This window comes from Pseudoalteromonas phenolica (assembly GCF_001444405.1).
Lineage (GTDB): Bacteria > Pseudomonadota > Gammaproteobacteria > Enterobacterales > Alteromonadaceae > Pseudoalteromonas > Pseudoalteromonas phenolica.
This window is the reverse complement of sequence record NZ_CP013187.1, coordinates 633848-657375: the sequence shown is the minus strand read 5'-3', so window position 1 is coordinate 657375 and position 23528 is coordinate 633848. Positions and strand designations below refer to the sequence as shown.

Annotated in this window: 23 protein-coding genes; 16 read left to right on the top strand and 7 right to left on the bottom strand. The window is 41.4% G+C overall.

What is annotated here, in order from left to right; all coding sequences use genetic code 11:
• Positions 1 to 3: 3 nt before the first annotated feature.
• The 3 genes from coaE (at position 4) to yacG (ending at position 2773) form a co-directional block, all read left to right on the top strand.
• Entirely contained in the window at positions 4 to 612 is a 609-nt protein-coding gene (gene coaE / locus PP2015_RS02920; protein ID WP_058028855.1) for a dephospho-CoA kinase, read from the top strand.
• Between the two features lie 137 nt (positions 613 to 749).
• Entirely contained in the window at positions 750 to 2432 is a 1683-nt protein-coding gene (gene pilB, locus PP2015_RS02915) for a type IV-A pilus assembly ATPase PilB (RefSeq protein ID WP_058028854.1), read from the top strand.
• A gap of 101 nt (positions 2433 to 2533) precedes the next feature.
• Entirely contained in the window at positions 2534 to 2773 is a 240-nt protein-coding gene (gene yacG / locus PP2015_RS02910) for a DNA gyrase inhibitor YacG (RefSeq protein ID WP_058028853.1), read from the top strand.
• Between the two features lie 100 nt (positions 2774 to 2873).
• Here yacG and PP2015_RS02905 read toward each other — a convergent pair whose 3' ends face one another.
• Positions 2874 to 3314 (bottom strand): Spy/CpxP family protein refolding chaperone, encoded by a 441-nt coding sequence (locus tag PP2015_RS02905; protein ID WP_058028852.1) that lies wholly within the window; start codon positions 3312 to 3314, stop codon positions 2874 to 2876.
• 160 nt (positions 3315 to 3474) lie between these two features.
• On the opposite strand from PP2015_RS02905, the gene PP2015_RS02900 reads away from it, so the two are divergent.
• The 3 genes from PP2015_RS02900 to PP2015_RS02890 are packed head-to-tail and all read left to right on the top strand — an operon-like array spanning position 3475 to position 6498.
• Positions 3475 to 4158: a response regulator transcription factor gene (locus PP2015_RS02900; RefSeq protein ID WP_058028851.1), complete on the top strand. Its 684-nt coding sequence runs from the start codon at positions 3475 to 3477 to the stop codon at positions 4156 to 4158.
• Positions 4139 to 5536 (top strand): ATP-binding protein, encoded by a 1398-nt coding sequence (locus PP2015_RS02895; protein ID WP_083496496.1) that lies wholly within the window; start codon positions 4139 to 4141, stop codon positions 5534 to 5536. The genes PP2015_RS02900 and PP2015_RS02895 overlap by 20 nt, the downstream gene beginning before the upstream one ends.
• On the top strand, positions 5533 to 6498 hold the full coding sequence (locus PP2015_RS02890; protein WP_058028850.1) for an alpha/beta fold hydrolase: 966 nt from the start codon (positions 5533 to 5535) through the stop codon (positions 6496 to 6498). The genes PP2015_RS02895 and PP2015_RS02890 overlap by 4 nt, the downstream gene beginning before the upstream one ends.
• On the opposite strand, the gene PP2015_RS02885 is transcribed toward PP2015_RS02890, so the two are convergent.
• Entirely contained in the window at positions 6450 to 7349 is a 900-nt protein-coding gene (locus tag PP2015_RS02885; protein ID WP_083496495.1) for a cation diffusion facilitator family transporter, read from the bottom strand. The genes PP2015_RS02890 and PP2015_RS02885 overlap by 49 nt on opposite strands.
• A gap of 102 nt (positions 7350 to 7451) precedes the next feature.
• On the opposite strand from PP2015_RS02885, the gene trmL reads away from it, so the two are divergent.
• Together trmL and PP2015_RS02875 are read left to right on the top strand one after the other, a co-directional pair.
• A complete protein-coding gene (trmL, locus tag PP2015_RS02880; protein ID WP_058028849.1) occupies positions 7452 to 7916 on the top strand; it encodes a tRNA (uridine(34)/cytosine(34)/5-carboxymethylaminomethyluridine(34)-2'-O)-methyltransferase TrmL in 465 nt (154 codons plus the stop codon).
• Between the two features lie 88 nt (positions 7917 to 8004).
• A complete protein-coding gene (locus PP2015_RS02875; protein WP_058028848.1) occupies positions 8005 to 11664 on the top strand; it encodes a bifunctional diguanylate cyclase/phosphodiesterase in 3660 nt (1219 codons plus the stop codon).
• 63 nt (positions 11665 to 11727) lie between these two features.
• Here the strand turns inward: PP2015_RS02875 and gpsA are convergent, their stop codons facing one another.
• Genes gpsA through PP2015_RS02855 form a run of 4 tightly spaced genes read right to left on the bottom strand, consistent with a single transcriptional unit; the run spans position 11728 to position 13961 of the window.
• Entirely contained in the window at positions 11728 to 12735 is a 1008-nt protein-coding gene (gpsA, locus tag PP2015_RS02870; protein WP_058028847.1) for an NAD(P)H-dependent glycerol-3-phosphate dehydrogenase, read from the bottom strand.
• Positions 12736 to 12739: 4 nt separating this feature from the next.
• A complete protein-coding gene (gene secB / locus PP2015_RS02865; protein WP_058028846.1) occupies positions 12740 to 13222 on the bottom strand; it encodes a protein-export chaperone SecB in 483 nt (160 codons plus the stop codon).
• 36 nt (positions 13223 to 13258) lie between these two features.
• Complete coding sequence (grxC, locus tag PP2015_RS02860) at positions 13259 to 13516, bottom strand: glutaredoxin 3 (protein ID WP_058028845.1); 258 nt, start codon at positions 13514 to 13516, stop codon at positions 13259 to 13261.
• Positions 13517 to 13529: 13 nt separating this feature from the next.
• Positions 13530 to 13961, bottom strand: a complete 432-nt coding sequence (locus PP2015_RS02855; RefSeq protein WP_058028844.1) for a rhodanese-like domain-containing protein — start codon at positions 13959 to 13961, stop codon at positions 13530 to 13532.
• 215 nt (positions 13962 to 14176) lie between these two features.
• On the opposite strand from PP2015_RS02855, the gene gpmM reads away from it, so the two are divergent.
• The 5 genes from gpmM to PP2015_RS02830 all read left to right on the top strand — a co-directional run bounded on the left by gpmM (position 14177) and on the right by PP2015_RS02830 (position 19447).
• The gene (gpmM, locus tag PP2015_RS02850; protein ID WP_058028843.1) at positions 14177 to 15721 is read left to right on the top strand and encodes a 2,3-bisphosphoglycerate-independent phosphoglycerate mutase; all 1545 of its coding nucleotides are present in this window, start codon (positions 14177 to 14179) and stop codon (positions 15719 to 15721) included.
• Positions 15721 to 16854: a murein hydrolase activator EnvC family protein gene (locus PP2015_RS02845; RefSeq protein WP_058028842.1), complete on the top strand. Its 1134-nt coding sequence runs from the start codon at positions 15721 to 15723 to the stop codon at positions 16852 to 16854. Before gpmM ends, PP2015_RS02845 begins: the two co-directional genes overlap by 1 nt.
• A 116-nt stretch (positions 16855 to 16970) precedes the next feature.
• Positions 16971 to 18125, top strand: coding sequence for a S41 family peptidase (locus tag PP2015_RS02840; RefSeq protein ID WP_128724849.1), 1155 nt, complete (start codon positions 16971 to 16973; stop codon positions 18123 to 18125).
• 52 nt (positions 18126 to 18177) lie between these two features.
• Positions 18178 to 18948, top strand: a complete 771-nt coding sequence (locus tag PP2015_RS02835) for a divergent polysaccharide deacetylase family protein (protein ID WP_058028840.1) — start codon at positions 18178 to 18180, stop codon at positions 18946 to 18948.
• Between the two features lie 79 nt (positions 18949 to 19027).
• Complete coding sequence (locus PP2015_RS02830) at positions 19028 to 19447, top strand: CBS domain-containing protein (protein WP_058028839.1); 420 nt, start codon at positions 19028 to 19030, stop codon at positions 19445 to 19447.
• A gap of 75 nt (positions 19448 to 19522) precedes the next feature.
• Here the strand turns inward: PP2015_RS02830 and pepB are convergent, their stop codons facing one another.
• Positions 19523 to 20818 carry an aminopeptidase PepB gene (gene pepB / locus PP2015_RS02825; RefSeq protein WP_058028838.1) on the bottom strand — a complete coding sequence of 432 codons (1296 nt, stop codon included), beginning with the start codon at positions 20816 to 20818 and terminating at the stop codon, positions 19523 to 19525.
• Positions 20819 to 20900: 82 nt separating this feature from the next.
• On the opposite strand from pepB, the gene sfsA reads away from it, so the two are divergent.
• From sfsA to gluQRS, 3 genes are all read left to right on the top strand, one after another.
• On the top strand, positions 20901 to 21605 hold the full coding sequence (gene sfsA / locus PP2015_RS02820) for a DNA/RNA nuclease SfsA (RefSeq protein WP_058028837.1): 705 nt from the start codon (positions 20901 to 20903) through the stop codon (positions 21603 to 21605).
• A 172-nt stretch (positions 21606 to 21777) separates the two neighbouring features.
• The gene (gene dksA / locus PP2015_RS02815; protein WP_058028836.1) at positions 21778 to 22221 is read left to right on the top strand and encodes an RNA polymerase-binding protein DksA; all 444 of its coding nucleotides are present in this window, start codon (positions 21778 to 21780) and stop codon (positions 22219 to 22221) included.
• A gap of 8 nt (positions 22222 to 22229) precedes the next feature.
• Positions 22230 to 23123, top strand: coding sequence for a tRNA glutamyl-Q(34) synthetase GluQRS (gene gluQRS, locus PP2015_RS02810; protein ID WP_058028835.1), 894 nt, complete (start codon positions 22230 to 22232; stop codon positions 23121 to 23123).
• The last annotated feature ends 405 nt before the right edge of the window (positions 23124 to 23528 follow it).

The following is a 23528-nucleotide window of genomic DNA, read 5'->3' as shown; positions in this document are numbered from 1 at the left end:
AGTATGAGTAACTGGATTTTAGGACTAACAGGGGGCATAGGTGCAGGGAAAACTCTCGTGTCTAATCACCTAGCTTCTTTAGGCATTGAAATTGTCGATGCAGATGTCATCGCTCGGGATGTGGTTGCTATTGGCAGTGATGGCCTCAATGCCATCGCCAAGCACTTTGGCAATACTATTTTGTTAGAGGATGGCTCACTCAACAGAGCCAAGCTGCGTGAAATTATTTTTGCTGACTCAGAACAGAAGAGCTGGTTAAACAATTTACTTCACCCAATGATCCGTCAGAATATTACAGAACGGCTAAATAACGCCAAAAGCACCTATGTTGTATTAAGTGCCCCCCTACTTTTCGAAAACAAACTCGATGCACTATGCAACCACACTCTCATGGTTGATGTCCCTGTTGAGGTGCAACTAGCGCGAACAGCAACGAGAGATTCAGTCAGTGCCGAGCAAGTAAAAAATATTATCGCATCACAAATGTCACGGGAAGATAAGCGACAAAAAGCCGATTCAATTCTTGATAACCACAGAGAAATTGCTCTCGTACTTACTGAAGTTGAAACACTACATCGCACTTTTTTACAACAAGCTAAAATAAGTAAATAATTTTAATGCTCTTTATTAGTTTTGTACCTCATATTGAGCAATCAATATGCAGAAAACTAATACTTTGTGTTAGGTCTATTTTTTGCTTTGATATTTTTTGCTAAGCTAGGCTAAGTTCAAGTCGTCATAGAGGCATTATGGAACATCACTCTCCCCTTTTACGGAAGTTTATTACGCTCGGCCGTGTGACCGCTGAGCAATTAAAATTAAAACAAGCCGAGGCACAGTCAACGGCAGAGCTGATCTGTCTATGCAGTGGGATGACCAGTCAAGAGTTAGCTGAACAATGCTTAGATCTGTTCAGAGTACCGATGTTCGACTTAAGCGACTTTGACGTTGAACAGCTGCCAAAAGAGCTCATAAAAGAAAAACTGATACGTCAGCATCATTTACTACCTCTAGTAAAAAAAGGTCGTAAACTCTATATTGCCACCTCTGATCCTACTGATTACGGTGCATTTGAAAACTTTGAGTTTAGTACTGGTCTTCAATGCGAAGTCGTAGTTGTTGATTACAAACTGCTCGAACAAAAAATAGATCAATTATTTGATGCCACTGGTGGCCTGTCCATGAGCGAGGATGACTTTAAAGAGTTCTCGGGCATGGATGTTGAAGAGACTCAACAGCAACAAGACACCAACGATGAAAAAGACAAAGATGATGCCCCTATTATTGTCTACATCAATAAAATCTTGATGGATGCGATTAAAAAAGGGGCGTCAGATTTACACTTTGAACCTTACGAGCATAAATACCGCATTCGTTTTCGTATTGATGGCATGCTGCATGAAATGGCCAGCCCGCCAACTAGCTTAGCAACTCGGTTATCTGCTCGTATCAAGGTTATGTCTCGGTTAGACATCGCCGAAAAACGTAAACCGCAAGACGGCCGTATCAAATTAAAGATCTCTGATCGTAAAAGCATTGATTTTCGTGTCAGTACCCTGCCCACTTTATGGGGAGAAAAAATCGTAATGCGTATTCTTGACTCATCAAGTGCTATGTTAGGCATTGATGTGTTAGGTTACGAGCCTGAGCAAAAAGCACTTTACATGGATGCTTTAGCACAGCCGCAAGGTATGATCTTAGTAACCGGCCCAACAGGTTCGGGTAAAACAGTTTCACTCTATACAGGTTTAAATATTCTTAATAAACCAGAGCGCAATATCAGTACTGCGGAAGATCCAGTTGAAATTAACCTCGAAGGTATCAACCAAGTTCAGATCAACCCCAAAGCAGAGATGACTTTTGCCAACGCGCTCAAAGCCTTCTTACGTCAAGATCCAGATGTCGTGATGGTTGGTGAGATCCGTGACTTAGAAACCGCAGAAATCTCTATTAAGGCTGCACAAACAGGTCACTTGGTGATGAGTACACTACACACCAATTCGGCACCAGAAACGTTAACTCGTCTACTGAATATGGGTGTACCAGCATATAACGTAGCAAGCTCGATCAGCTTGATCATCGCACAGCGTCTAGCACGTCGTTTATGTCCTAAGTGTAAAACGCCTGAAACTTTGCCTGAAGAAGAGCTTAATCGCCAAGGATTTATAAAAGCAGGGATCAGCGAAGTCACGCTGTATAAAGCCAATGGCTGTGAACACTGTACCGAGGGCTATAAAGGCCGTGTCGGTGTGTATGAAGTAGTGAAAATCACACCTGAAATTGCACAAGTTATTATGGAAGGTGGCAACTCGATTCAAATCGCTGAAATGGCGGTAAAAGCAGGATTCGCCAATTTACGTATTTCGGGTCTGAAAAAAGCCGCTGCAGGCGTCACCTCATTAGCTGAAATAAACCGAGTAACCAGTTACTAAATTCTAGATACTTAAATCTAAGTAGTAGAATTTAGTCTCAGGTAGCAAAGTGCATTGGTTTTAATTACACTGTGGCCAAACCAAATCAATAGAGAATGATGATGGCCACAGTTGTAAAATGCCCGACTTGCCAAGCCGATGTCGTATGGGGCGAACAAAGCCCGCACCGTCCTTTTTGTTCAAAGCGTTGTCAGTTAATTGATTTAGGCGAATGGTCTGAAGAAAATAACAAAATATCAAGTAAGCTCTCTGCAAACGAGGAACTTGATGAGCAAGCCAAACAAGATATGATTGAAGACATTGAAGCTATGTTGGCTAAAAACGATGACTTCTTTCAATAAACTCTTTCACCGTTAAAGAAGGCGGTGCTAAATATAGAAAAGGCGACTATCTCATATTGATAATCGCCTTTTTATGTTGAAGACCTTTTGTAGATGCTATTTAATCGCGGTGACGACGCTGCTTGTTTTTACGTTTTTCTCGCATCTCAGTTAACTTTTCTCTTTGCTCTACAGTCAGCAATTGCCAAATCTGATGGCGGCTTTTTAAATGTGCCATAATTAGTTCTGAGCGTTCAGCTTTGATATCAGACATCAAGGACTTTGCTTTGTCCTCGTCAAAACTGTCGGCTTCAACCAAAGCTCGAAATGCTTCACGATTTTCTTTTCGCTCTACTTTTTTATCTTTTTTATCTGCTTTTAATTCTGTAATAATCGATTTAATTTGCGCTTGCTGGTCGACCGTTAAATCAAGTGCAGCAACTGCACGCTTAGAGAGTAAAAAGTCTCCACGCTGTTCAGAATGACCTTTTGCATTGGCTGTTACTGATACTAAAATACTGCCAGTTAAAACGATTGCACTTAGTAAAGTTGATAGTTTCATAATAAATTCTCTCTCGGGTTAGCTCTGATTAACTTTTAAATAAGTCTACGCTCTGCAATGCAAAGTAACGCAAGCGAACGTAAAGAGTGTGTAAAGTTCTGCAATACAATATGATTATCAGTACACTTGAGATAAGAAGTACGATGTTGACAGGTGCCTTATGAGCCAATTATTACTAATAGAAGACGATATTGAATTAAGTAATTTACTTTGCGAATACTTGCAAAGTCAGAATCATACTGTCAGCCAAGCGTTTGATGGAGAAGCAGGGTTAGCAATGGCTAAAACTAATAGCTTCGACGTAATCTTACTTGATATCATGATGCCAAAACTGGATGGCTTCGAAGTACTCAAACAGTTGCGACAAACTCACCTGACTCCCGTGATCATGTTAACCGCCAAAGGCGATGATTTTGATCGCATATTTGGTCTAGAGTTAGGTGCCGATGATTATATTTCTAAACCTTTCAATCATAGAGAGTTGTTGGCTCGGATCAATGCCATCACCCGCCGTGTCGAGTTTGTAAAGCAAGCGGAAATTGCTGAGATAATAGAATATAATCGCGTTTCTCTAAATATAGCTGCTCGGACAGTACATGTTAATAAAGTACTACTTACATTAACCGGTACTGAGTTTGCTGTTCTACAGCTGCTCATGACACAAGTCGGTAAAGTGGTCACAAAAGAATGCATCAGCCAAGAAGTGCTGGGCCGCCGATTAGCTCCATTTGATCGCTCTATCGACATGCATGTCAGTAACTTACGCAAAAAAATAGCGCAACACAGTGATGTAAATTGTATTCAGACCATGCGAGGCAGCGGTTATGTCTTTTTGGCTCAATAAAACCAATATTAAACAAGTCCTGAGTAGTCGACTATTTTATAAAGCATTTGCTGGATTTTGGCTGACCATTGTTTGTATCTTTCTGTTATTAGTTCTATTTACACGCCTACAAGGTGAACTATTAGATAATGACCCACTTCATGGCAGGCATTTAGATAGCCTTAAGCATTTAAAGAGAAATATTGTCAGGCTAGTTGAAAATAAAAATAGAACGCTTCAGGAAGCCGTTGATCACCCGCGCTTATCACGCCATAGCATGATTTTATTAGTCCATGACAATGTAGATAAAACGGTCTCAACTGAAAATAATGATCGAAATTTGAACTTATCGCTACTCAATGATCTTGGTGATCAGAATACCCCAAGCCAAATTAGAACTGAGCGCTATATTGCCTATGGTCCACTCGATATTTCACTCAATCAAGATGCCTATCGTTTATATCAAATAAGACAACTGCCTCGACCTATGCTCTTTCATTCCATCCGTATGCTACCGGCATGGATGAAGTTACTCGCGGTATTTATTCCCTCTGTTATTTTAAGTGTATTTTTAACCATATATTTGATTACACCGCTCAATACCTTGAGTCGCAGTGCAAGACGCCTTGCACAAGGAGAGCTTAATGTTAGAGCACCAACTAACTCTCAGCGAAAAGACGAAGTCGGTCAACTCATTCATGACTTTAATTTTATGGCTGATAAGCTCACCCATAGTATTCAAGCGCATAAACAGTTGTTGGCCGATGTCTCTCATGAATTACGTACGCCACTGACGCGTTTAAACTTGGCAAATGCTATGGCACAAGATACTGCCAGTGATGCAACTCAAAACTATTTAGCGCGTATAGAAAAAGAGTCTCAATGTTTAGATAAAATGCTTGCTGACGTACTGACTCTTTCGCGATTGGAATATACAGACCACTCATTAACTATTGAGCCAATCTCTCTTTCAAGTTTATTACAAGAGTTACTTCTAAATGCTAAATTTGAAGCGCAACAACACAATAAGACGCTCTCAAATAATGCTATTCCCGACATTGAACTAAGCTGTGATGCTATCTTGCTGACATCTGCAATTGAAAATATCACTAGAAATGCCATCAAATATGCCAATACTCATATTGATTTCGATATAGCTCAAAACGCTGAAAGTTTAATTATTTGTATTAAAGATGATGGTCAAGGTGTTGATGATAGTGCACTTGCCGAACTAGGCAATGCATTTTACCGTACTGATAGTGCGCGTGCTCGACAAACTGGTGGGATTGGGTTAGGTTTAGCTATCGCCAAACGCGCACTCATTGCGCACCATGGTGATATTCAGTTTACCAACCACCAGCCACATGGATTAACGGTCACAATTACATTACCACTATGACGTTTTACAGCTATTCAGATCAACTTAACGACAATATAGATGTGATAGAGCAGCATTGGCAATCAGGTATACATAGCCAATTTACGGGTAAAAATGGTAATTTGTTCTACACCATCCACCAGCCTCAACATATTGATTATGCTGTGGTATTAATTTCTGGACGTATTGAAGCAAGCCATAAATATAGAGAATTAATCTGGGAACTCAATCAGAATAATATTGCCGTTTACTGCTGCGATCATATTGGCCAAGGGCAATCGGCGCGTCTCACAGCTGATCAACAGCTTGGCTATATTGAACAATTTGAAGACTTTGCCGATGACTTACATCTTTTTATCGAAAGTATCGTAAAACCTCAACTCTGCAGCGATTACTTTTTATTGGCACATTCTATGGGCGGTGCGATTTGTTGTGATTATTTAGCAAGATACCCAGTAAACGTTCAAGGCGCCTTTATATGTGCGCCTATGCTGGGGATAAATACAGCGCCTTTTCCGAGTAAAGTTGCTCTTTGGGTAGCACGTTCAGCATGTCGTCTAGGTTTTTCGCAGCGTTATGCGTTTGGTCAAGCTAGTTATATTGAAAAGCCATTTTCTGAAAATGAGTTAACCAATAGCGCTGAAAGGTATGCGCATTTTAGATCGTTATATGCAAATCAAGCTCATCTACAGTTGGGCGGAGTCAGCTTTGCCTGGTTACAAGCGGCATTAAATTGGACCTTTTTATTGCCTGAGCTTTTAAGTTCTACGCCTGTACATATTGCACTTGCAGAGCAAGACAGTATCGTAGACAACCTCACAACAAAACAATGGGCACAACAACAAAACAACATCAGTATTTCTGAATTTCCCATGGCAAAACATGAGTTACTAAATGAAATTGATTCTATTCGCCACCCACTAATGCTGCAATTCTATGGATTTTGTGATTCACATCGTTCATTTAAAGCAACAGGGTCTTGATGCACCATAATATCAATATGCTCACCAAATGCCGTGCGTATTTTTTCGCATACTTGTGCTGAAATCGCGTGCGCTTGCTGCAAACTTAGCTGCTTATCGAGTTCTATATGAAACTGCACAAACTTCAGTTTACCACTTTGCCGTGTTCTTAAATCATGGACTCCCTGTACATCAGGATGCTTTGAAATAATAGCAACCAACCTGACTTTCTCTTCGTCTGATATTTCTTTGTCCATTAAGTGGTTGGCGCTTTCTTTGGCAATTTCCCAGCAGTTAAACAACAGATAAAACGCCACGCCAATGGCAAATACTGAATCAGCAAATACATAGCCTATTGATGCTAAGTAAATACCTACTAGCACTGCAATATTAAGTAATATATCGCCTTTATAATGTAAAGAATCGGCTTTTACAGCGATAGACTCAGTGTGCTTCACCACATATTGCTGAACTGCCACTACCAATAATGTACAAATGATTGCAAAGCCACTGACCCAAACGCCTAACATAGAGTGAGGGAGTGGTACCGGGTTGATCAGACGTTCAATACCATGAAATGCTAAAAAGCAGGCAGAACCAGAAATAAATGCAGCTTGACCTAGCCCTGCTAATGCTTCTGCTTTTCCGTGTCCAAAACGGTGATCGTCATCAGCAGGTCTCAATGCATAGCTTAAAACCAAAAAGCTCATCATAGATGCCGAAATATCCAACAAAGAGTCGGTAAGTGAGCCCAACATAGCTGCGCTCCCTGACGCCAGCCAAGCCCACGCTTTTGCCGCGATCATGATACTCACGATAGCCATGGTAAATAGACTTGAAAAACGTACTAGTACATCGTAGTGACGCGTCATAAACTCACTCCTTAATTGGTTCTCATTAGGTATAGACACCTAAATGACTTATTGCTCAGTATACTTTTCGGTATACTTAGCTCAATAACTTTAGAGGTGATTATGTTAGATATTGTTTTATACCAACCTGAGATCCCACCTAACACGGGAAATATCATTCGTTTATGTGCTAATACCGGCTATACATTGCACTTAATTGAGCCGCTCGGCTTCGAATGGGATGATAAGCGTATTCGTCGTGCAGGCCTTGATTATCATGAATTCAGTGAAGTAAAACGCCACCCTTCTTTTGAAAGCTATTTAGAAACGGAGCAGCCTAAACGCGTGTTTGCCTGCACAACTAAAGGGAGCACTTATCATCACGAGCCAGAGTACCAAGCGGGTGATTGTTTAATGTTTGGGCCAGAAACCCGAGGGTTACCCGAAGAGATCATTTTTTCTCTGCCTGCTGAGCAAAGAGTTAGGATCCCGATGAAACCTGATAGCCGTAGTATGAACCTATCCAATGCAGTTGCAGTGTTCGTCTATGAATCATGGCGTCAACTCGGGTTTCCACACTCAAAATAATTAGCTGTTTTTTAACAATTTGCTCGCACAGCGATGAATAATTCACTAGTATTAAATTTAAAACGGACTGAGGAGGATATTTAATATTATGAAGTTATGGCATTCATTGCTGTTGTGCCTCGTAATAATATTATGCAAATCAGTATTTGCATCGCAGCTCAATACTCAAGCCATAGCAAGCCAAGCCAATAATCAGCATTGGTTTTTATATGCCGATGATTTAATTAAATATGATGGCCATAACGAATTTAACGCCAAGCAACTCACCAGTGAACTAACAGCACCATTTTTAAGTATTTTAAGTCAATCACCATTCATATGGGTGGGGCATCAGAATGGCCTAAGTAAAGTTGATACAGTCACTGGCGAAACACGGACTTGGTTAGAAACGCCTGTCACTAAAATAAGCCAAACTGGAAATGGTATTATATTTCAAAGTAATGGACGTTTGTACCAACTCGTTAATACCACATTGTCTGTTCTACCTATTAATTTAAAGCAGCAGCTCTGGCAAACCTCGTCGCAAGGAGTGGTATATGTTTCTCTCGATAATTCACTTATGCACTGGGATCCAATTAATGGAAAGAAGAAACTCGACATATTGCCATTTGATGCTGACCAACTGTTACTTCACCAAGAGCAAATTATCTTAAGGTCTAAAACTGGAGAAGTTTTTCTTTTTGATGAAACCTTACAGCCTCAACCTCTTTTTTCAGCTGAAAATCTCGCTATTTTTGAGTCCAGACTATTAAGTTTCAAAAACAGCTTTATCAACAGTTTTAACTTAAACACCCAAACTCAGTATCAATATCAGGTAAATAACTTACCGATTGAAGACCTCAAAGTGTCGAACCAATCAATTTGGCTTCTACAACTGGGTCAGTGGCAAAAATTCCAACCGGCCAGTTTAACCTTACAAACTGATATTGAGAATTCTGAAGAGTTAAAACTATACCAAATGGGTATGCAAGCATTTCACAAATTTGCCAAAAGCCAGCCTGTTAACGCGGTGCGCTATATTGATGGAGGTCGCTGGGCGGTCGCTACAGAACAGCAAATTTTTATATTTAGTGGCGAAAAAGGTAACTTCTCCCCTTTTATAGACAAACAACATACCCAAGCACTCTACTTCACCCATGACGGCAATTTATGGGTAAGGGATAAAGATGGCTTTAGTCAATTTGATTTAGGCAGCAAAGAAAGGTTATTCCGCTATGACGTAAAACACATTCACAGTATTACGCGCTTAGCAGATAATGCCTTTATCGCCTCAACATCGAACGCATTATGGTTACTTGAACAAGGCACTGCACTTAAACTGCCACTACCTTTTAAAAGTCTGATATTTCACGATGTATTATATTCAAAACACAACAATACACTTTTGCTGAGCACCGAATCGGGCTTATTCGAACTCACTTTTGTTAACAAACAAATCACCGGCTTTATTCAGCGTAATCAATTTTCAGGTAAATATTTAGCGACAGCAGAAGAAGGAATTTGGCAATTTGATAAACAAGGCATCGCGCATTATCAAAATCGAGTGACCAAGCGCTTAGTAGCACCATTTCAAATACAGCGACAAGTATTAAGTTTTAGACAAAAGCTCATGCTTTTAAACCAGAGCTTCTCTCTCATAGCAGAACAGGTAAAGACACAATCTCCTTCACTTGCACTATCACATGTACGCTATCATTACCGTGATAAGATAACCGAATCATTTTCTCCAAAGTTACCACTTACAATAGAAACGGATGTGAAACGTTTCAGTTTATGGTTCAACACATGCCAATCCTGTCAATTACATTACCGCCTATCTGAAGATGCGCCATGGCGGTTACTTGAAAACAATAAACTTACACTCACCCCTTCTGAAATGGCAGTATTAGAAGTGGTTGCTTCTAGTCAAAGCATGTCAAAGACATTAACTGTCACAGCTTCTAAACCGAAACAGGTTTGGTGGCATTGGATTTTAGCTCTGACGTTGACTGCTGGCTGTGTTTATTGGTTACTTAGCAAACAGCTACGTGCTTCTAAATCCAAGCTGACAGAGCATTTTAGTGACATGCTAATGACCCATTCAAAAGATGCGATTTGGCTTGCCGATGAGCACTTCAATGTACTTAAAGTTAACCAAGCATATAGTGATATCACTGGTTTTTCTGCAGATGCATTGGTAGGCCTGAAACCAAAAATTTATACCGAGCAAGGAAGAGACCGAAAGTTAGAACAACACATTGTCGCAGAAAGTCAGTTAAACGATTATTGGACCGGAGAAATTTGGACACTTGGTGCTAATAATCAAAAATTAGCGCTCGATGTCACGGTCACTAAATTAACCCATGAGGATCACCCCTCTGAAGTGTTTTACCTCGGTGTGCTAACCAATATTTCAGAACGCAAAGCCAATGAAAAGGCACTACTTAATTTATCTACTCGAGATTCAATTACAGGACTCGCTAATCGCACACTCTTTATTGAATCACTTAATCAGGCTATCGCAAGCTGTAATAAAGCATTTCCGTCTTTATTATTGGTCCTGATCGACATTGATCATTTCAGAAAAATTAACGATCTCATGGGTCATGAAAGTGGCGATGCGTTGTTAAAAGAAGTCGCTAATCGTTTATCTAAACATCTTGATAAGGGGTTTACTTTAGCTCGTGTTAGTAGTGATGAATTTGCTGTACTTATTCCACCATACCTATTTTCTGGTATGACAATTTTCTTTGCCAAAAAACTTGCTGATGACATATTGAAATGTATTAATCATCCGTTTACCCATCAAGGTGTAGAGACTTCAGTGAGTGCATCCTGTGGCCTCGCTATTTATCCTGATGATGCCATCGATAGTGAACATCTGATCCGCTGTGCTGACTCAGCACTAGATCATGCAAAACATAAAGGTAATAACAGTTACCAATTTTTTGACAAGCAACGCCATCAATTAGATCCGACCATTTTATCTCGCGAGTCAGCCCTCCTTAGAGCCATCGACGATGAACAGTTTATGCTTTTTTATCAACCCAAGTATCAAGCTGATAGTAAGGAGCTCGTTGGCTTTGAAGGGCTTGTTAGATGGCAACAAGATGATGGCAGCATAGAAAGCCCTGCCAACTTTATTCCTTTCGCAGAGGAATGCAGTGCTATTATCCCAATGACTAATTACCTGCTTGACGTTGCGTGTAAACAGATCAACCACTGGCGCATGATGGGGCTCCCTAACAATCATGTTGCTATCAATATTTCAGCTAAGCACTTTGAAAGTGACTTTTTAGTCGATACTGTTCGAGAATGCTTACTCAGATACCATATTCCAGCCCACTGCTTAGAGCTTGAAATCACCGAAAGTGCCATGATGGCAGACCCAGAACAAGCCCTTAAAATTATGCACCGCCTCAAAGCGTTAGGGGTCACAATTGCACTGGATGACTTTGGCACGGGTCATTCGTCTTTGGGATATTTAAAGCGTTTTCCGATCGATATTCTTAAAATAGATCGCTCTTTTATCATGGACATTGAATTATCAGATCAAGATAGAAATATCACTGCGGCAATTATACGATTAGCCAAATACCTCAACATTACTGTGGTCGCTGAAGGGGTTGAAAATGAAAGGCAAGCTTATTTATTAAACGTCATGGGATGCGGTATTTTACAAGGGTATTATTTCTCAAAACCACTTCCAACTGATAAAGCAACTCAACTATTAGAAAACCAGTTTGAGGAAACAGCAACGCTGAGCTAGCGTTTTTAACGAATAAAAAAACGGCGCCAATGGGCGCCGCTTTATATAATCATGCTATGAGTATTACTCAGACTTTTGCTCTCTACCTAACAGTGCCATGGCCGCTTCTTTCACATCTTTGTCTTCATAAAGTACTTGATAGATTTGCTCACAGATTGGCATTTCAATTCCACTGCGTTTTGCGAGTAAGTAAACTTCTTTGGTATTACGATAACCCTCGACCACTTGGCCAATGCTCTCCATCGCTTCATCTACACCTAAACCTTTGCCTAGGGCAAGACCGAAACGACGGTTGCGAGACTGATTATCAGTACAAGTAAGGATCAAATCTCCCAAACCCGCCATCCCCATAAAGGTTTCAGATTTGGCTCCTAGTGCGCAACCTAAACGGCAAAGCTCAGCAAGACCACGAGTGATTAAAGCGGTACGTGTGTTTGCACCAAAGCCAAAGCCATCTGACATACCGGCGCCAATGGCGATAACATTCTTTACTGCACCACCTAATTGAATACCAATGAAGTCATCATTGCTATACACACGGAACGACCGACCGCAGTGCAGTAATTTAGCTAAATCACTGGCAAACTCAGTTTCAGTTGCAGATACCGAAATAGCAGTCGGCAAACCTGCCGCCATTTCTTTGGCAAACGTCGGTCCAGACAATACAGCTAAAGGCACGGCTTCACCGAGCTTTTCAACTGCAACTTCTTGTAACAAGCGTCCAGTATTAGGCTCTAACCCTTTTGTAGCCCATACAACTTTAGCACCCGCATTGAGCATAGGTTGAATTTGCTCTAATGTTTTTGCAAAAGCATGGCTTGGCACAACCACTAAGATGATCTGGCTAGCCTTAACTGCTTTTGCTAAATCACTTTCAAGCTTTAAAGTTTCAGGGAAAGTAATATCGGGAAGATAACGTTGATTTTTACGCTCAGTTGCCAGCGTCTCAACATCATCGGCGTTTCGACCCCATAAGGTTACTGCATGTCCGTTTCGGGCAAAACTAATAGCAAGGGCGGTGCCATACGACCCCGCCCCTAGTACAGATACAACTGATTGTTCTGTTTTCATATAATTATGCGTCAGCTGGTTGCTCTGCTTGAGCTGCACGTTGCTGCATGTACTGAGCAAATAGCGCGTCAAAGTTTACTGGCGCCAGGTTAAGTTGTGGGAAAGTACCCTTGTTCACTAAACCTGCAACAGCTTCACGTGCATATGGGAAAAGAATATTCGGGCAGAATGCACCTAGCATATGTGCCATTTGAAGCTCTTCAAGTTCACCAATTTGGAAAATACCGGCTTGTTGAATTTCACATAGGAATGCCGTTTCTTCACCGATAGAAGCTGTCACTGTCAGTGCTAATACAACTTCGAAGATACCCTCGTCTAACTTGTTAGAGCGTGTATCCATGTCTAATTTTACTTCAGGCGTCCACTCTTTTTGGAAAATAGCAGGAGAATTAGGCGTTTCAAAAGACACGTCTTTTGTGTAAATACGCTGAATTGTGAATTGTGGGCCTTCCTGCGGAGCTGCAGCTTGATTTGCTTGTTCTGTCATGAGTGTTCCTAAAACTTGTATTTCTTAATGTAATTATTATGCGTTTAATAGGGTATCAAGTTTACCCTGCGCTTCGATTGCCATCATATCATCGCAACCGCCAATATGCGTGTTATTGATAAAGATTTGTGGGACAGTCGTGCCACCATTTGCTTTTTCAATCATTTCGTCGCGTAATTCAGGCTGAGCAGCAATATCATACTCAGTGTATGTTACACCTTTACTGTCTAATAATGCCTTTGCTCTGTGGCAAAACGGGCAGTAATCTTTCGTATAAATAACAACGTTGCTCATAAAATCCTCTTGATTATTTACCAGTCGCTACAGGCAGGTTAGCATTTTGCCATGCGCCCATACCACCACTTAGTACATAAACATGCTCGAAACCTGCTTTTGATGCGTTGTTTGCGATGCCATTTGCTGTCATGCCTGTTGTACATACCAATATAATGGGCTTTGATTTAAACTTTTCAAGACCTGCAAAGTCACTTTGTTTGGCTTTTTCAGCGCTTAGCTGAACAGCACCTGCAATGCGGCCTGCGTTAAACTCTTTTGCTGGGCGGATATCAACGACCTGCCCTTCTTCTTTATTAACCAACAGGGTTAGTTGCTGCGGATTAATTTGGCGAATTGCAGAGAATTTGCTTTTAAACCAGCTCATTACAATCATCGCAACAAGGGCCAACCAAATAATGCTTAGCACTGCATTATTGCCGATAAATTCAATATATTGTTCCATGAAAATTCCAACTACTTAGGATCTAATAATTTAGATCTTGTCTTAATGCTCAATGACTCGGCAGTATACCGTTTGCGATTGTTTGGGTATACCCTTTTATAAAAGCGTTATTTACTTAACGTTAATATGAAGATTATTCCTTTTCAAAGGGCTGAATATTCATACAAAACACGGTATGCTACGCGCAGAGTTCGTGCCTTAGTTTAGGAGCCCAAATGACTGCACAGAAAAAACCACTTGTTCTAATGATTTTAGATGGTTGGGGATACAGAGAAGAAAGCGAAAGCAACGCAATTTTAGCTGCAAACACGCCCGTTTTAGATAATTTATGGGCCACCCGCCCTCGTACGCTCATTTCAGGCTCAGGTTTAGATGTGGGTCTACCAGATGGTCAAATGGGTAACTCTGAAGTCGGTCACGTAAATTTAGGTGCTGGACGTATCGTTTATCAAGACTTTACCCGTATAACTAAAGCAATAGACGATGGTGAATTTGAACATAACCCAGTGTTAGTAGAAAACATCGATAAAGCGGTTAATGCAGGGAAAGCAGTGCACTTAATGGGCCTATTAAGCCCAGGTGGCGTTCATAGCCATGAAGATCACATTATTGCGGCTATTAAACTCGCTGCAAAACGTGGCGCACAAACTGTTTACTTCCATGCCTTCTTGGATGGTCGTGATACACCACCTCGCAGTGCGCAAGCTTCAATCGAAAAAATCGAAGCACTTTTTGCAGAATTAAACTGTGGCCGTCTTGCTTCAATTGTGGGCCGTTATTACGCAATGGACCGCGATAACCGCTGGGAACGTGTAGAGTCAGCTTACAACCTAATGGTGTGTGCAGAAGGTCAACATACTTACAACACTGGCGTTGAAACGCTGTTAGCCGCTTACGAGCGTGATGAAAACGACGAGTTTGTTTCAGCATCACTGGTTCAACCTGATGCAGCACCTTCTTCAACCATTAATGATGGTGACACGGTTATTTTCATGAACTTCCGCGCTGACCGTGCTCGTCAAATGACACGTGCGTTTGTCGATGCTGACTTTGCAGGATTCGAAAAGAAACAAGCGCCTGAATTAAGCGCCTTTGTAATGATGACTGAGTATGCTGCAGACATTAACGCACCAATCGCCTTTGCACCTGTAAAACTGCATAACGTACTAGGTGAATGGTTAGCGAAACACGATAAGACACAACTGCGTATTTCTGAAACAGAAAAATACGCACACGTGACCTTCTTCTTCAGTGGTGGTCGTGAAGAGTTATTTGCTGGCGAAAAGCGTGAACTGATCCCTTCACCGCAAGTTGCCACTTATGACCTACAACCAGAGATGAATTCAACGATGTTGACTGACACGCTGGTTAACGCAATTGAAAGCGGTGAACACGATGTCATCATCTGTAACTATCCGAACGGCGACATGGTTGGTCACTCAGGTGTATTTGAAGCCGCAGTGAAAGCCTGTGAAGCCGTAGATGCATGTATTGGTCGCGTTATTGAAGCGCTAGAAAAAGTTGGTGGTGAAGCACTGATCACAGCGGATCACGGTAACGCTGAACAAATGACCAATGCAAAAACGGGTCAAGCACATACGGCCCATACTAGTGAGCCAGTACCATTTATTTATGTAGGTCGTGATGCACAGCCACACTCGGGTAAAACATTAAGTGATGTGGCACCGACTATGCTGCACTTACTTGGTATGGAACAACCTGCAGAAATGACAGGCTCACCAATTATGACCATTAAGTAATGCGTACAAGCTTACGCATTATTTTTTGTTTAACGACATTGTTGGTATTGGCTTTTGCCAATGCCAACGAGTCTCGTACTAAGCAAGATTTAGACGCGGTACAAAAAGAATTAGAAAAAAGCCAAAAAAGCTATCAACAACAAAACGAAAGATTCAATAAACTCAAACGCAAATTACGTGACTTCGAGTTGCAAATTGCACAGCATGCCAAAGCATTGTCATTGACCGAGCAAGGGATCAATGAAAATCGCCAACAGCAATACACCCTTGAAAATGAAAATAAAAGTTTAAATCAACAAAAGATTAGGCTTCAAAAATTACTCGCGGGACAATTAAAAAGCGCCTATATGACTGGTAGTCATGACTATTCAAAAATGCTTCTTAATCAAGAGCATAGCGCAACACTTGAACGCACCCTCAGTTATTATGATTACTTCAACAAAGCGCGTATTGCACAAATTGAAACGCTCAAAGAAGTGATTAAACAATTGGCTGAAAACCAAGAATCACTTGAACAGAAACAGCAGCAGCTCAACGATTTGTTTAAACAACAAACTGAGCGATTAGCGGCTTTAAAAGCTTCCAAAGAACAACGCCAAAACAGCCTTTCTCAACTTAATAGTGCATTAAAACAAACACAAAGTGCCATCGCTTATTTAAAAGAGAACGAACAAACCTTGATCACCACGCTCTCTCAGTTGCATGAACAGCAAAGTGAATCTTTGGTACCCGTCGAGCTTATTGGCTTGCGCAGTAAAAAAGGGAAATTACCTTGGCCTAGTAAAGGCCGCTTGAAACATAGGTTTGGTCAACGAAAACATGCAGGTATGAATTGGAAAGGTGTCGTCATTGCTGCAAAAACAGGTGATAACGTTAAAGCCGTTCAACAAGGCCAAGTCGTTTTTGCCGATTGGCTCAATGGTTTTGGCTGGGTCATTGTTATTGATCATGGCCTTGGTTATATGAGTTTATATGGCCATGCACAAACGCTTTTAAAAGATGTCGGTGATCAAGTTCGTAGTGGGGAAAGTATTGCATTAGTAGGTCAGAGCGGCGGACAAGCTAATCCTGGTCTATACTTTGAACTACGGCATAAAGGAAGCGCTGTCGATCCAGTAAAGTGGTGCAAATAAGTTAAGAGAATAACCTTGCTGCACCTGACTAGGAGCAGCATATGAATTCATTTTTAATTAATTCAAAACCGTTAGATTGCCTAAAATCTAAACTAATTTTTTTATGCATTATTGCAATGCTGAGTCTTTATATCAGCTTTGCATCGATTGCATCTACTACATCATTCACTCAGCAACAAGCCAACGAAATTCTCTACCATATTCATACTTATTATGTAGATGATTTACCGCTTAGTCAGTATCACAAAAGCAACTTAACCGATGTATTTGAGCAACTTGATCCTTATTCTAAATATTTAACTGCCAGTGAACTCGACAGCTTATTTAGTGCCGCTAATGGCCGTTACACCGGTATTGGTATTGAAGTAGAAGAGATTGATAATCGCATTGTAATTTTAGGGACACTCCCAGGTTCACCCGCAGAACAAGCTGGCATTGAAGGTGGCGATAAATTGGTAGCGATAAACTCTGAAGATGTCACAAAAAGAGACATCGCACACATTTCAAAGCTACTAAAAAAAGCGGCGCTAAAAACTATCTATATCACCGTAGAGCGTGCGAAGAGTGAGTTGACTCTAGCACTGAGACGGGAAGAAATTAACGTCGAAAGTGTGTTTAGCCAACTGTTGACTAATCAAAATGCCTACATTTCTCTGCAGAGCTTTAATAATCATAGTTACCATGACGTAGCGCGTCATATAAATAAATTGATTTCAAATAATGGGGGTCCGCTTTCAGGATTGGTTATTGATTTGCGTGATAATCCTGGCGGCACATTAAGCAGTGCGGTCGCCATTTCAGATTTATTTTTACAAGCTGGTACTATAGTTACCACTAAAGGACGCTTTTATGATGCAAACCAACAATTTGTCGCACAACATGGTGATATTTTAAATGGTGCGCCGATTGTGGTTTTAATCAACGAGCAGTCAGCTTCTGCGGCTGAAATCTTAGCTGGCGCTTTGCAAGACAACCAACGTGCTATCGTTGTTGGCAGCAAATCTTACGGTAAAGGCTCTGTACAATCTCTTATCCCCATCGGCGATGGCACAACAGCACTGAAACTCACGACAGCAAAATACTTTACGCCGTCCGGTCGTTCAATAGATGGAGTGGGTATTAAACCGAATATTTTACTGACCGAACAAGGACTTTCACATTTAAATAAACGCGCTATAATGGCTGGTGAACTTTCGAACAACAGAGATAAATTAGCCTTGTTAGACAAGCATTTAGTTGATGCGAAAGAGTACTATAAAGATAAAAATTAAATAAGAGGGGATAAACCCTCAGGCTACAGATTTATAAATAGAAGAATACACTGTGCGCTCATTACTATGGCTTTTGCTAAGTGCTTTATACTTAGCACTGCCTTTGCAAGCTAAACAAATTGCCATTGTGATCGATGATGTGGGAAACCACCAGCGCGATCTCAATTTACTATCTCTGCCCGGTGAGCTAACTTTTGCTATTTTGCCGCACACCCCCTATTCCCAAAAATTTGCATACCTTGCCAGCCAACAAAGTAAAGAGTTACTTTTGCATGTACCGATGCAAGCGATTGAAGACAAAGCCCTCGGCCCTGGCGCACTCACCCTAGACATGGATAAGCAAACACTTCAAATGACATTGGGGCACGCACTAGCAAGCTTACCTCAAGTAAGTGGCATCAATAATCATATGGGATCTGCATTAACTCAATATAGCGATCCGATGAAATGGACGATGGAAATATTACGTAAACGCGGTTTATATTTTCTTGATAGCCGAACGACAAAGGAGTCGCAGGCACAGACTGTAGCTGATTTATATGGTGTTCCTAATATTGCTCGCCAAGTTTTTTTAGATAATGAGAAACAAGACACTTACTTATCTCAGCAGTTGGCTGAAGCCAAAAATATCGCTTTGCGAACTGGCCAATCGATACTCATCGCACACCCTTACCCTGAAACCGTCGCGTTTTTACATGAGCAAATCCCGCAACTATTAGAACAAGGCTTTGAACTCGTGCCCGTTTCACAAATTGTTCGCAGTCGCTATATCCAATTAGCAAAACATGCTGGCGCTCCTATGCCAAGCATTGCAAAAAAGTAAAACTTTGATCTCAATTTAAGCAAGCTCGAATAAAATGAGTTATAAGTTTATTCATTGATCCAAATTAGGACTGTTTAATATGCTTCATATTGTTTCTGATCTCATGACTGCCGATCCATTCGCTGTGCACTATCAATCAACTATTAAAGAAGTGCACGACTTGATGCGTGAAAAAAATATTCGCCACATTCCAGTGATCGATGATCAAGGTATTTTAAAAGGTATGCTGACACAAAAGATCATGGTCGCACAGGTAATGAAAATCATGGCAACCTACGGACCCAATGCGATTGAAAGAAAGGAAAAGCAAAGTATTGCTCAAGATATAATGGCAACTGACTTTGCTAATATTCGACCTGAGCAATCACTCAGTGAAGTGGCACAGTTTTTTGTAGAAAATCGCCATGGGTGTATGCCTGTTGTCGACGAAGAAGGAAAGCTGTTGGGGATTTTAACTTCATCAGATTTTGTCAGACTTGCTGCAGCCCTTTTGTCTTAAAACTTAAATGTAAGTAAAGCTATAAACACAAAAAAGGAGGCTAAGCCTCCTTTTCAGATGAGCTTACCAAAAAGCTTAGGCTTTCGCTTGGAGTGTTCTAGCCACAGTACGCATACCTAGTGTTGTTGCACCTGCAGACCATAAGCTACCAGCGCTGTTTTGGAATGATGCAGCGAGATCGATGTGTACCCAACCTTGACCTTCATTTGGTACAAAGCGCGATAAGAAACCCGCAGCATTTGATGCGCCACCATAACCGCCACCTTTTTGCGCTCTGCTGTTAGCAGTGTCAGCGTAAGGTGAAGGGCAGTTGTTTTGGTGCCACTTTTCAAGTGGAAGTGGCCAAGCAGCTTCAAACTCTTCTTCTGCGAACTGCTGAACCTCAGATACCAATGCTTTATCTAGACCGAATAATGCATTGTATTCTTGACCTACTGCAACCAGGGCTGCGCCCGTTAGTGTTGCCGCATCAATGATCAATGGCGCACCCGTTTCACCAGCGGCCATAAGACCATCAGCCAAAACTAAACGGCCTTCAGCGTCCGTATTTACGATCTCAACAGTTGTGCCATTTTTATAAGTTAAGATATCACCTAGCTTGTAAGCATGGCCTGAAATTAAGTTTTCAGCACAGCATAAGAACAACTTGATACGCTTGTCGATGCCGCGCTGAATGGCAATCGCCAGACCCGCTGTCACAGTTGCCGCACCACCCATGTCGCACTTCATTGATAACATGCCTTCGCTAGGCTTGATTGAGTAACCGCCTGAATCAAATGTAATACCTTTACCTACAAGCGCAGCACTCACTGGTGCATCTTCGTCACCAGTCGGATTGTAATCAAGCTCTAGTAATACTGGCGGACGCTCACTACCACGACCTACTTCGTGAATACCAATCCATTGTTGTTCTAATAGGGCGTTACCCTTAATAATATTGTAGCTAACATGCTCAGGCGCTAAAGATTGAATAAACTCAGCCGCTTTGCCTGCAAGGCTCTCAGGGTAAACGTCCTCTGCTGTACCGTTGATCATCTGACGCGTCCAAGTTGCCGCATTTTTTAATGCTGCCAGTTCAGCTAAATCTGACTGTTCATTGTCAACAAACTCAACACCATCTAGTTGCTTAGCTGTCACAAAGCCTTGATAGAAAGCCCACTGAGATTCAGTACACCAATTATCACCTTGTAAAACTACTTGCTTAATGCCTTGCTGTGAAAGGCTACGCGCAGCTTTTTGTACTAACTTAAGTGTTTCATTTTGTTGTAGGTGTACTATGGCACCAAGTTGATCAAACGATAACAATGCATCGGCACCCCATGGCGCTGTAGGTGCTTGTTCACTGATACGAACAATGAATTTATCAGACATAGATTGTGTTCTCTTATACGCTTATTAGTGGCATTAAGTGTACACTAGCACCGAGTATCCCCCAACCTATTGCGATTAAACAATGAAGTTCACGCCAAAGCTCGAAAAAGCCACCTTAATAAAGCGCTATAAACGCTTTTTAGTTGACCTAGAAACACCTAATCAAGCATTTACTGTTCATTGTGCTAATACTGGAAAAATGACTGGTTGTGCTGATCCGGGTTTTAATGCTTACTACTCGACCAGTGATAATCCGAAACGAAAATATCCCAATTCTCTGGAGCTTACAGAAAATTCAGAAGGCCATTTCATTTGCGTAAATACCGCAATTGCAAACAAACTGGCTATCGAAGGCATAGAGCAAGGTATGATTTCTGAGTTGCAAGGCTATGCGCATTTGCAACCCGAAGTAAAATACGGGCAAGAGAATAGTCGCATTGATATTTTACTTAAAGATGACAACAAGCCGCTTTGCTATGTAGAAGTAAAATCTGTCACTTTATTGGAAGATGGACAAGGTTACTTCCCAGATACCCAAACAGTTCGAGGTCAAAAGCACCTTAGAGAATTAATTGACATCACCCAACAAGGGCATCGTGCTGTATTGCTATTTATGGCGATGCACACAGGTATAAACTCAGTAAAAGCCGCGGCTCACCTTGACGCTAAATACGCGCAATTGTTGAATGACGCACAAGCTGCCGGCGTAGAAGTCATCGCTTATAACTGTCAAATAAGCCCAAAAGAAATAATCCTAAATCACAAAATTCCCGTACTTAGCTCTTGAATTAATCAATGTTGCCCTTATATAGCAGCCAATATTAAGTTGTTCTCTTAATTTGGCACCTGCTGTATTTTAGCCAACCGACAGCAAAAAAGTGTTTGCTTAGGGGAGCATATTTTGCTATTTATAGCCGCCGGCGCTAGCCGTCGTTATGTTAAGGATTTAGGAGAATGCTATGCCAGACCAAAAAAAATTAGGGTTATTGGCTCAAGCCGGTTTAGAACCATATCAAGAACAACCGGGCGAAGAATACATGAATGACGCACAACGTGCGCATTTCAAAAAGATTTTAGAAGCATGGCGTTCAGACCTACGCAACGAAGTAGACAGAACAATGAACCACATGCAGGATGAAGCAGCAAACTTCCCTGATCCGGTTGACCGTGCAGCGCAAGAAGAAGAGTTTTCTTTAGAGTTACGCACCCGTGACAGAGAAAGAAAACTAATCAAAAAAATTGAAAAAACACTGACTTTAATCGAAGAAGATGACTTCGGTTACTGTGAATCGTGCGGCATTGAGATTGGTATTCGCCGTCTTGAAGCTCGCCCAACTGCCGACCTATGCGTAGACTGTAAAACGCTGGCTGAGATCAAAGAAAAACAGATCGGCCGCGCTTAATACGGCACATGCATAAAGAAGCATTGTCCGATTCAAGGGGCTATCGAGGCCGATTTGCCCCTTCGCCTTCTGGTCCCCTACACTTCGGCTCACTCGTCGCCGCTCTCGCAAGTTACCTAGACGCTAAAGTACACCAAGGCGCTTGGCTAGTGCGTATGGAAGACATTGATACACCTCGTGTCGTGCAAGGTGCTGATAACGCGATCTTAACTGCACTGGAAAAGTTTGGTTTGCATTGGGATGAACAGGTTGAATACCAAAGTCAGCGTCACGCGCTGTACCAACACACCTTAACGCAGCTTAAACCCGATCTTTACGCCTGTAACTGCACACGTAAAATGATTAAACAAGCGGGTGGACTATATCAAGGCCATTGTAAATCGCTAGCACTGGATTTTAGCGAGCACGCTATTCGGCTAACACAAACGCACCCAATTTATCAATTTACTGATTTACTGCAAGGTCAAGTAAATGTGCCTCAAGATTTGGCCGACGAAGACTATATTGTCAAACGTCGCGATGGCTTATTTGCTTATCAGTTAGTGGTCGTGGTTGATGATATCGAGCAAAAGATAAGTCGCGTTGTACGTGGTGCTGATTTATTAGAGCCCACAGCAAGACAAATTAGCTTGTTTAAACAGCTCGGTTACACAGTACCTGAGTATGCCCATGTGCCTTTGGCTGTTACAGAGCCAGGCTTTAAGCTCTCGAAACAAAACCATGCCCCTGCCATCAATATCGATGATCCGATCCCTGAATTATTGCAAGCGCTAAGCTTTTTAGGGCTTAGCGTCACTGATGATATGAAACTCAGTAATGTTGAAGAAATTTTGACTTGGGCAAGCACACAGTTTTCTCTTGCCGCCATTCCACAAGTGCTCGAAAAAAGCATCAAACTATAACAGGTCGCAATTCAAGCTCATTCACACCAGATAACGACACACTAAAGCCACTTTTAGATCAGTTTATTTCTACTCCTAGCTTAATTTTTTAGTGACGCTAGTATATTATTAGCCACTTTGATTTTACCTATATAAGCTGAGCTGTAGTTAAGAGATTTACTAATTTATTGATATTGAATTAGTAAACGTTTTTTCAAGTCTGCAGCCGGAAACTTTTAGGGATAGCACCGCTCACGCGTCCTGCTATCGCTAAGGTACCTACATCCATGTAGGCAAGGCGAATTTACGCGTCAATAGCTGGCCTATTGCAAGTAAATTCAACGTAGTTAGCGTTAAAAGTAACCGCTGGAGATAGATTTATTATCCAGAGTTCAGGTTATAAAATAGGTTACCAACAGAGCGTTT

Bases quoted from the DNA above. Each gene is read 5' to 3' on its own strand.
- coaE (WP_058028855.1), top strand. From the start codon at position 4: ATGAGTAACTGGATTTTAGGACTAACAGGGGGCATAGGTGCAGGGAAA.
- pilB (WP_058028854.1), top strand. From the start codon at position 750: ATGGAACATCACTCTCCCCTTTTACGGAAGTTTATTACGCTCGGCCGT.
- yacG (WP_058028853.1), top strand. From the start codon at position 2,534: ATGGCCACAGTTGTAAAATGCCCGACTTGCCAAGCCGATGTCGTATGG.
- PP2015_RS02905 (WP_058028852.1), bottom strand. From the start codon at position 3,314: ATGAAACTATCAACTTTACTAAGTGCAATCGTTTTAACTGGCAGTATT.
- PP2015_RS02900 (WP_058028851.1), top strand. From the start codon at position 3,475: ATGAGCCAATTATTACTAATAGAAGACGATATTGAATTAAGTAATTTA.
- PP2015_RS02895 (WP_083496496.1), top strand. From the start codon at position 4,139: ATGTCTTTTTGGCTCAATAAAACCAATATTAAACAAGTCCTGAGTAGT.
- PP2015_RS02890 (WP_058028850.1), top strand. From the start codon at position 5,533: ATGACGTTTTACAGCTATTCAGATCAACTTAACGACAATATAGATGTG.
- PP2015_RS02885 (WP_083496495.1), bottom strand. From the start codon at position 7,349: ATGACGCGTCACTACGATGTACTAGTACGTTTTTCAAGTCTATTTACC.
- trmL (WP_058028849.1), top strand. From the start codon at position 7,452: ATGTTAGATATTGTTTTATACCAACCTGAGATCCCACCTAACACGGGA.
- PP2015_RS02875 (WP_058028848.1), top strand. From the start codon at position 8,005: ATGAAGTTATGGCATTCATTGCTGTTGTGCCTCGTAATAATATTATGC.
- gpsA (WP_058028847.1), bottom strand. From the start codon at position 12,735: ATGAAAACAGAACAATCAGTTGTATCTGTACTAGGGGCGGGGTCGTAT.
- secB (WP_058028846.1), bottom strand. From the start codon at position 13,222: ATGACAGAACAAGCAAATCAAGCTGCAGCTCCGCAGGAAGGCCCACAA.
- grxC (WP_058028845.1), bottom strand. From the start codon at position 13,516: ATGAGCAACGTTGTTATTTATACGAAAGATTACTGCCCGTTTTGCCAC.
- PP2015_RS02855 (WP_058028844.1), bottom strand. From the start codon at position 13,961: ATGGAACAATATATTGAATTTATCGGCAATAATGCAGTGCTAAGCATT.
- gpmM (WP_058028843.1), top strand. From the start codon at position 14,177: ATGACTGCACAGAAAAAACCACTTGTTCTAATGATTTTAGATGGTTGG.
- PP2015_RS02845 (WP_058028842.1), top strand. From the start codon at position 15,721: ATGCGTACAAGCTTACGCATTATTTTTTGTTTAACGACATTGTTGGTA.
- PP2015_RS02840 (WP_128724849.1), top strand. From the start codon at position 16,971: ATGCTGAGTCTTTATATCAGCTTTGCATCGATTGCATCTACTACATCA.
- PP2015_RS02830 (WP_058028839.1), top strand. From the start codon at position 19,028: ATGCTTCATATTGTTTCTGATCTCATGACTGCCGATCCATTCGCTGTG.
- pepB (WP_058028838.1), bottom strand. From the start codon at position 20,818: ATGTCTGATAAATTCATTGTTCGTATCAGTGAACAAGCACCTACAGCG.
- sfsA (WP_058028837.1), top strand. From the start codon at position 20,901: ATGAAGTTCACGCCAAAGCTCGAAAAAGCCACCTTAATAAAGCGCTAT.
- dksA (WP_058028836.1), top strand. From the start codon at position 21,778: ATGCCAGACCAAAAAAAATTAGGGTTATTGGCTCAAGCCGGTTTAGAA.
- gluQRS (WP_058028835.1), top strand. From the start codon at position 22,230: ATGCATAAAGAAGCATTGTCCGATTCAAGGGGCTATCGAGGCCGATTT.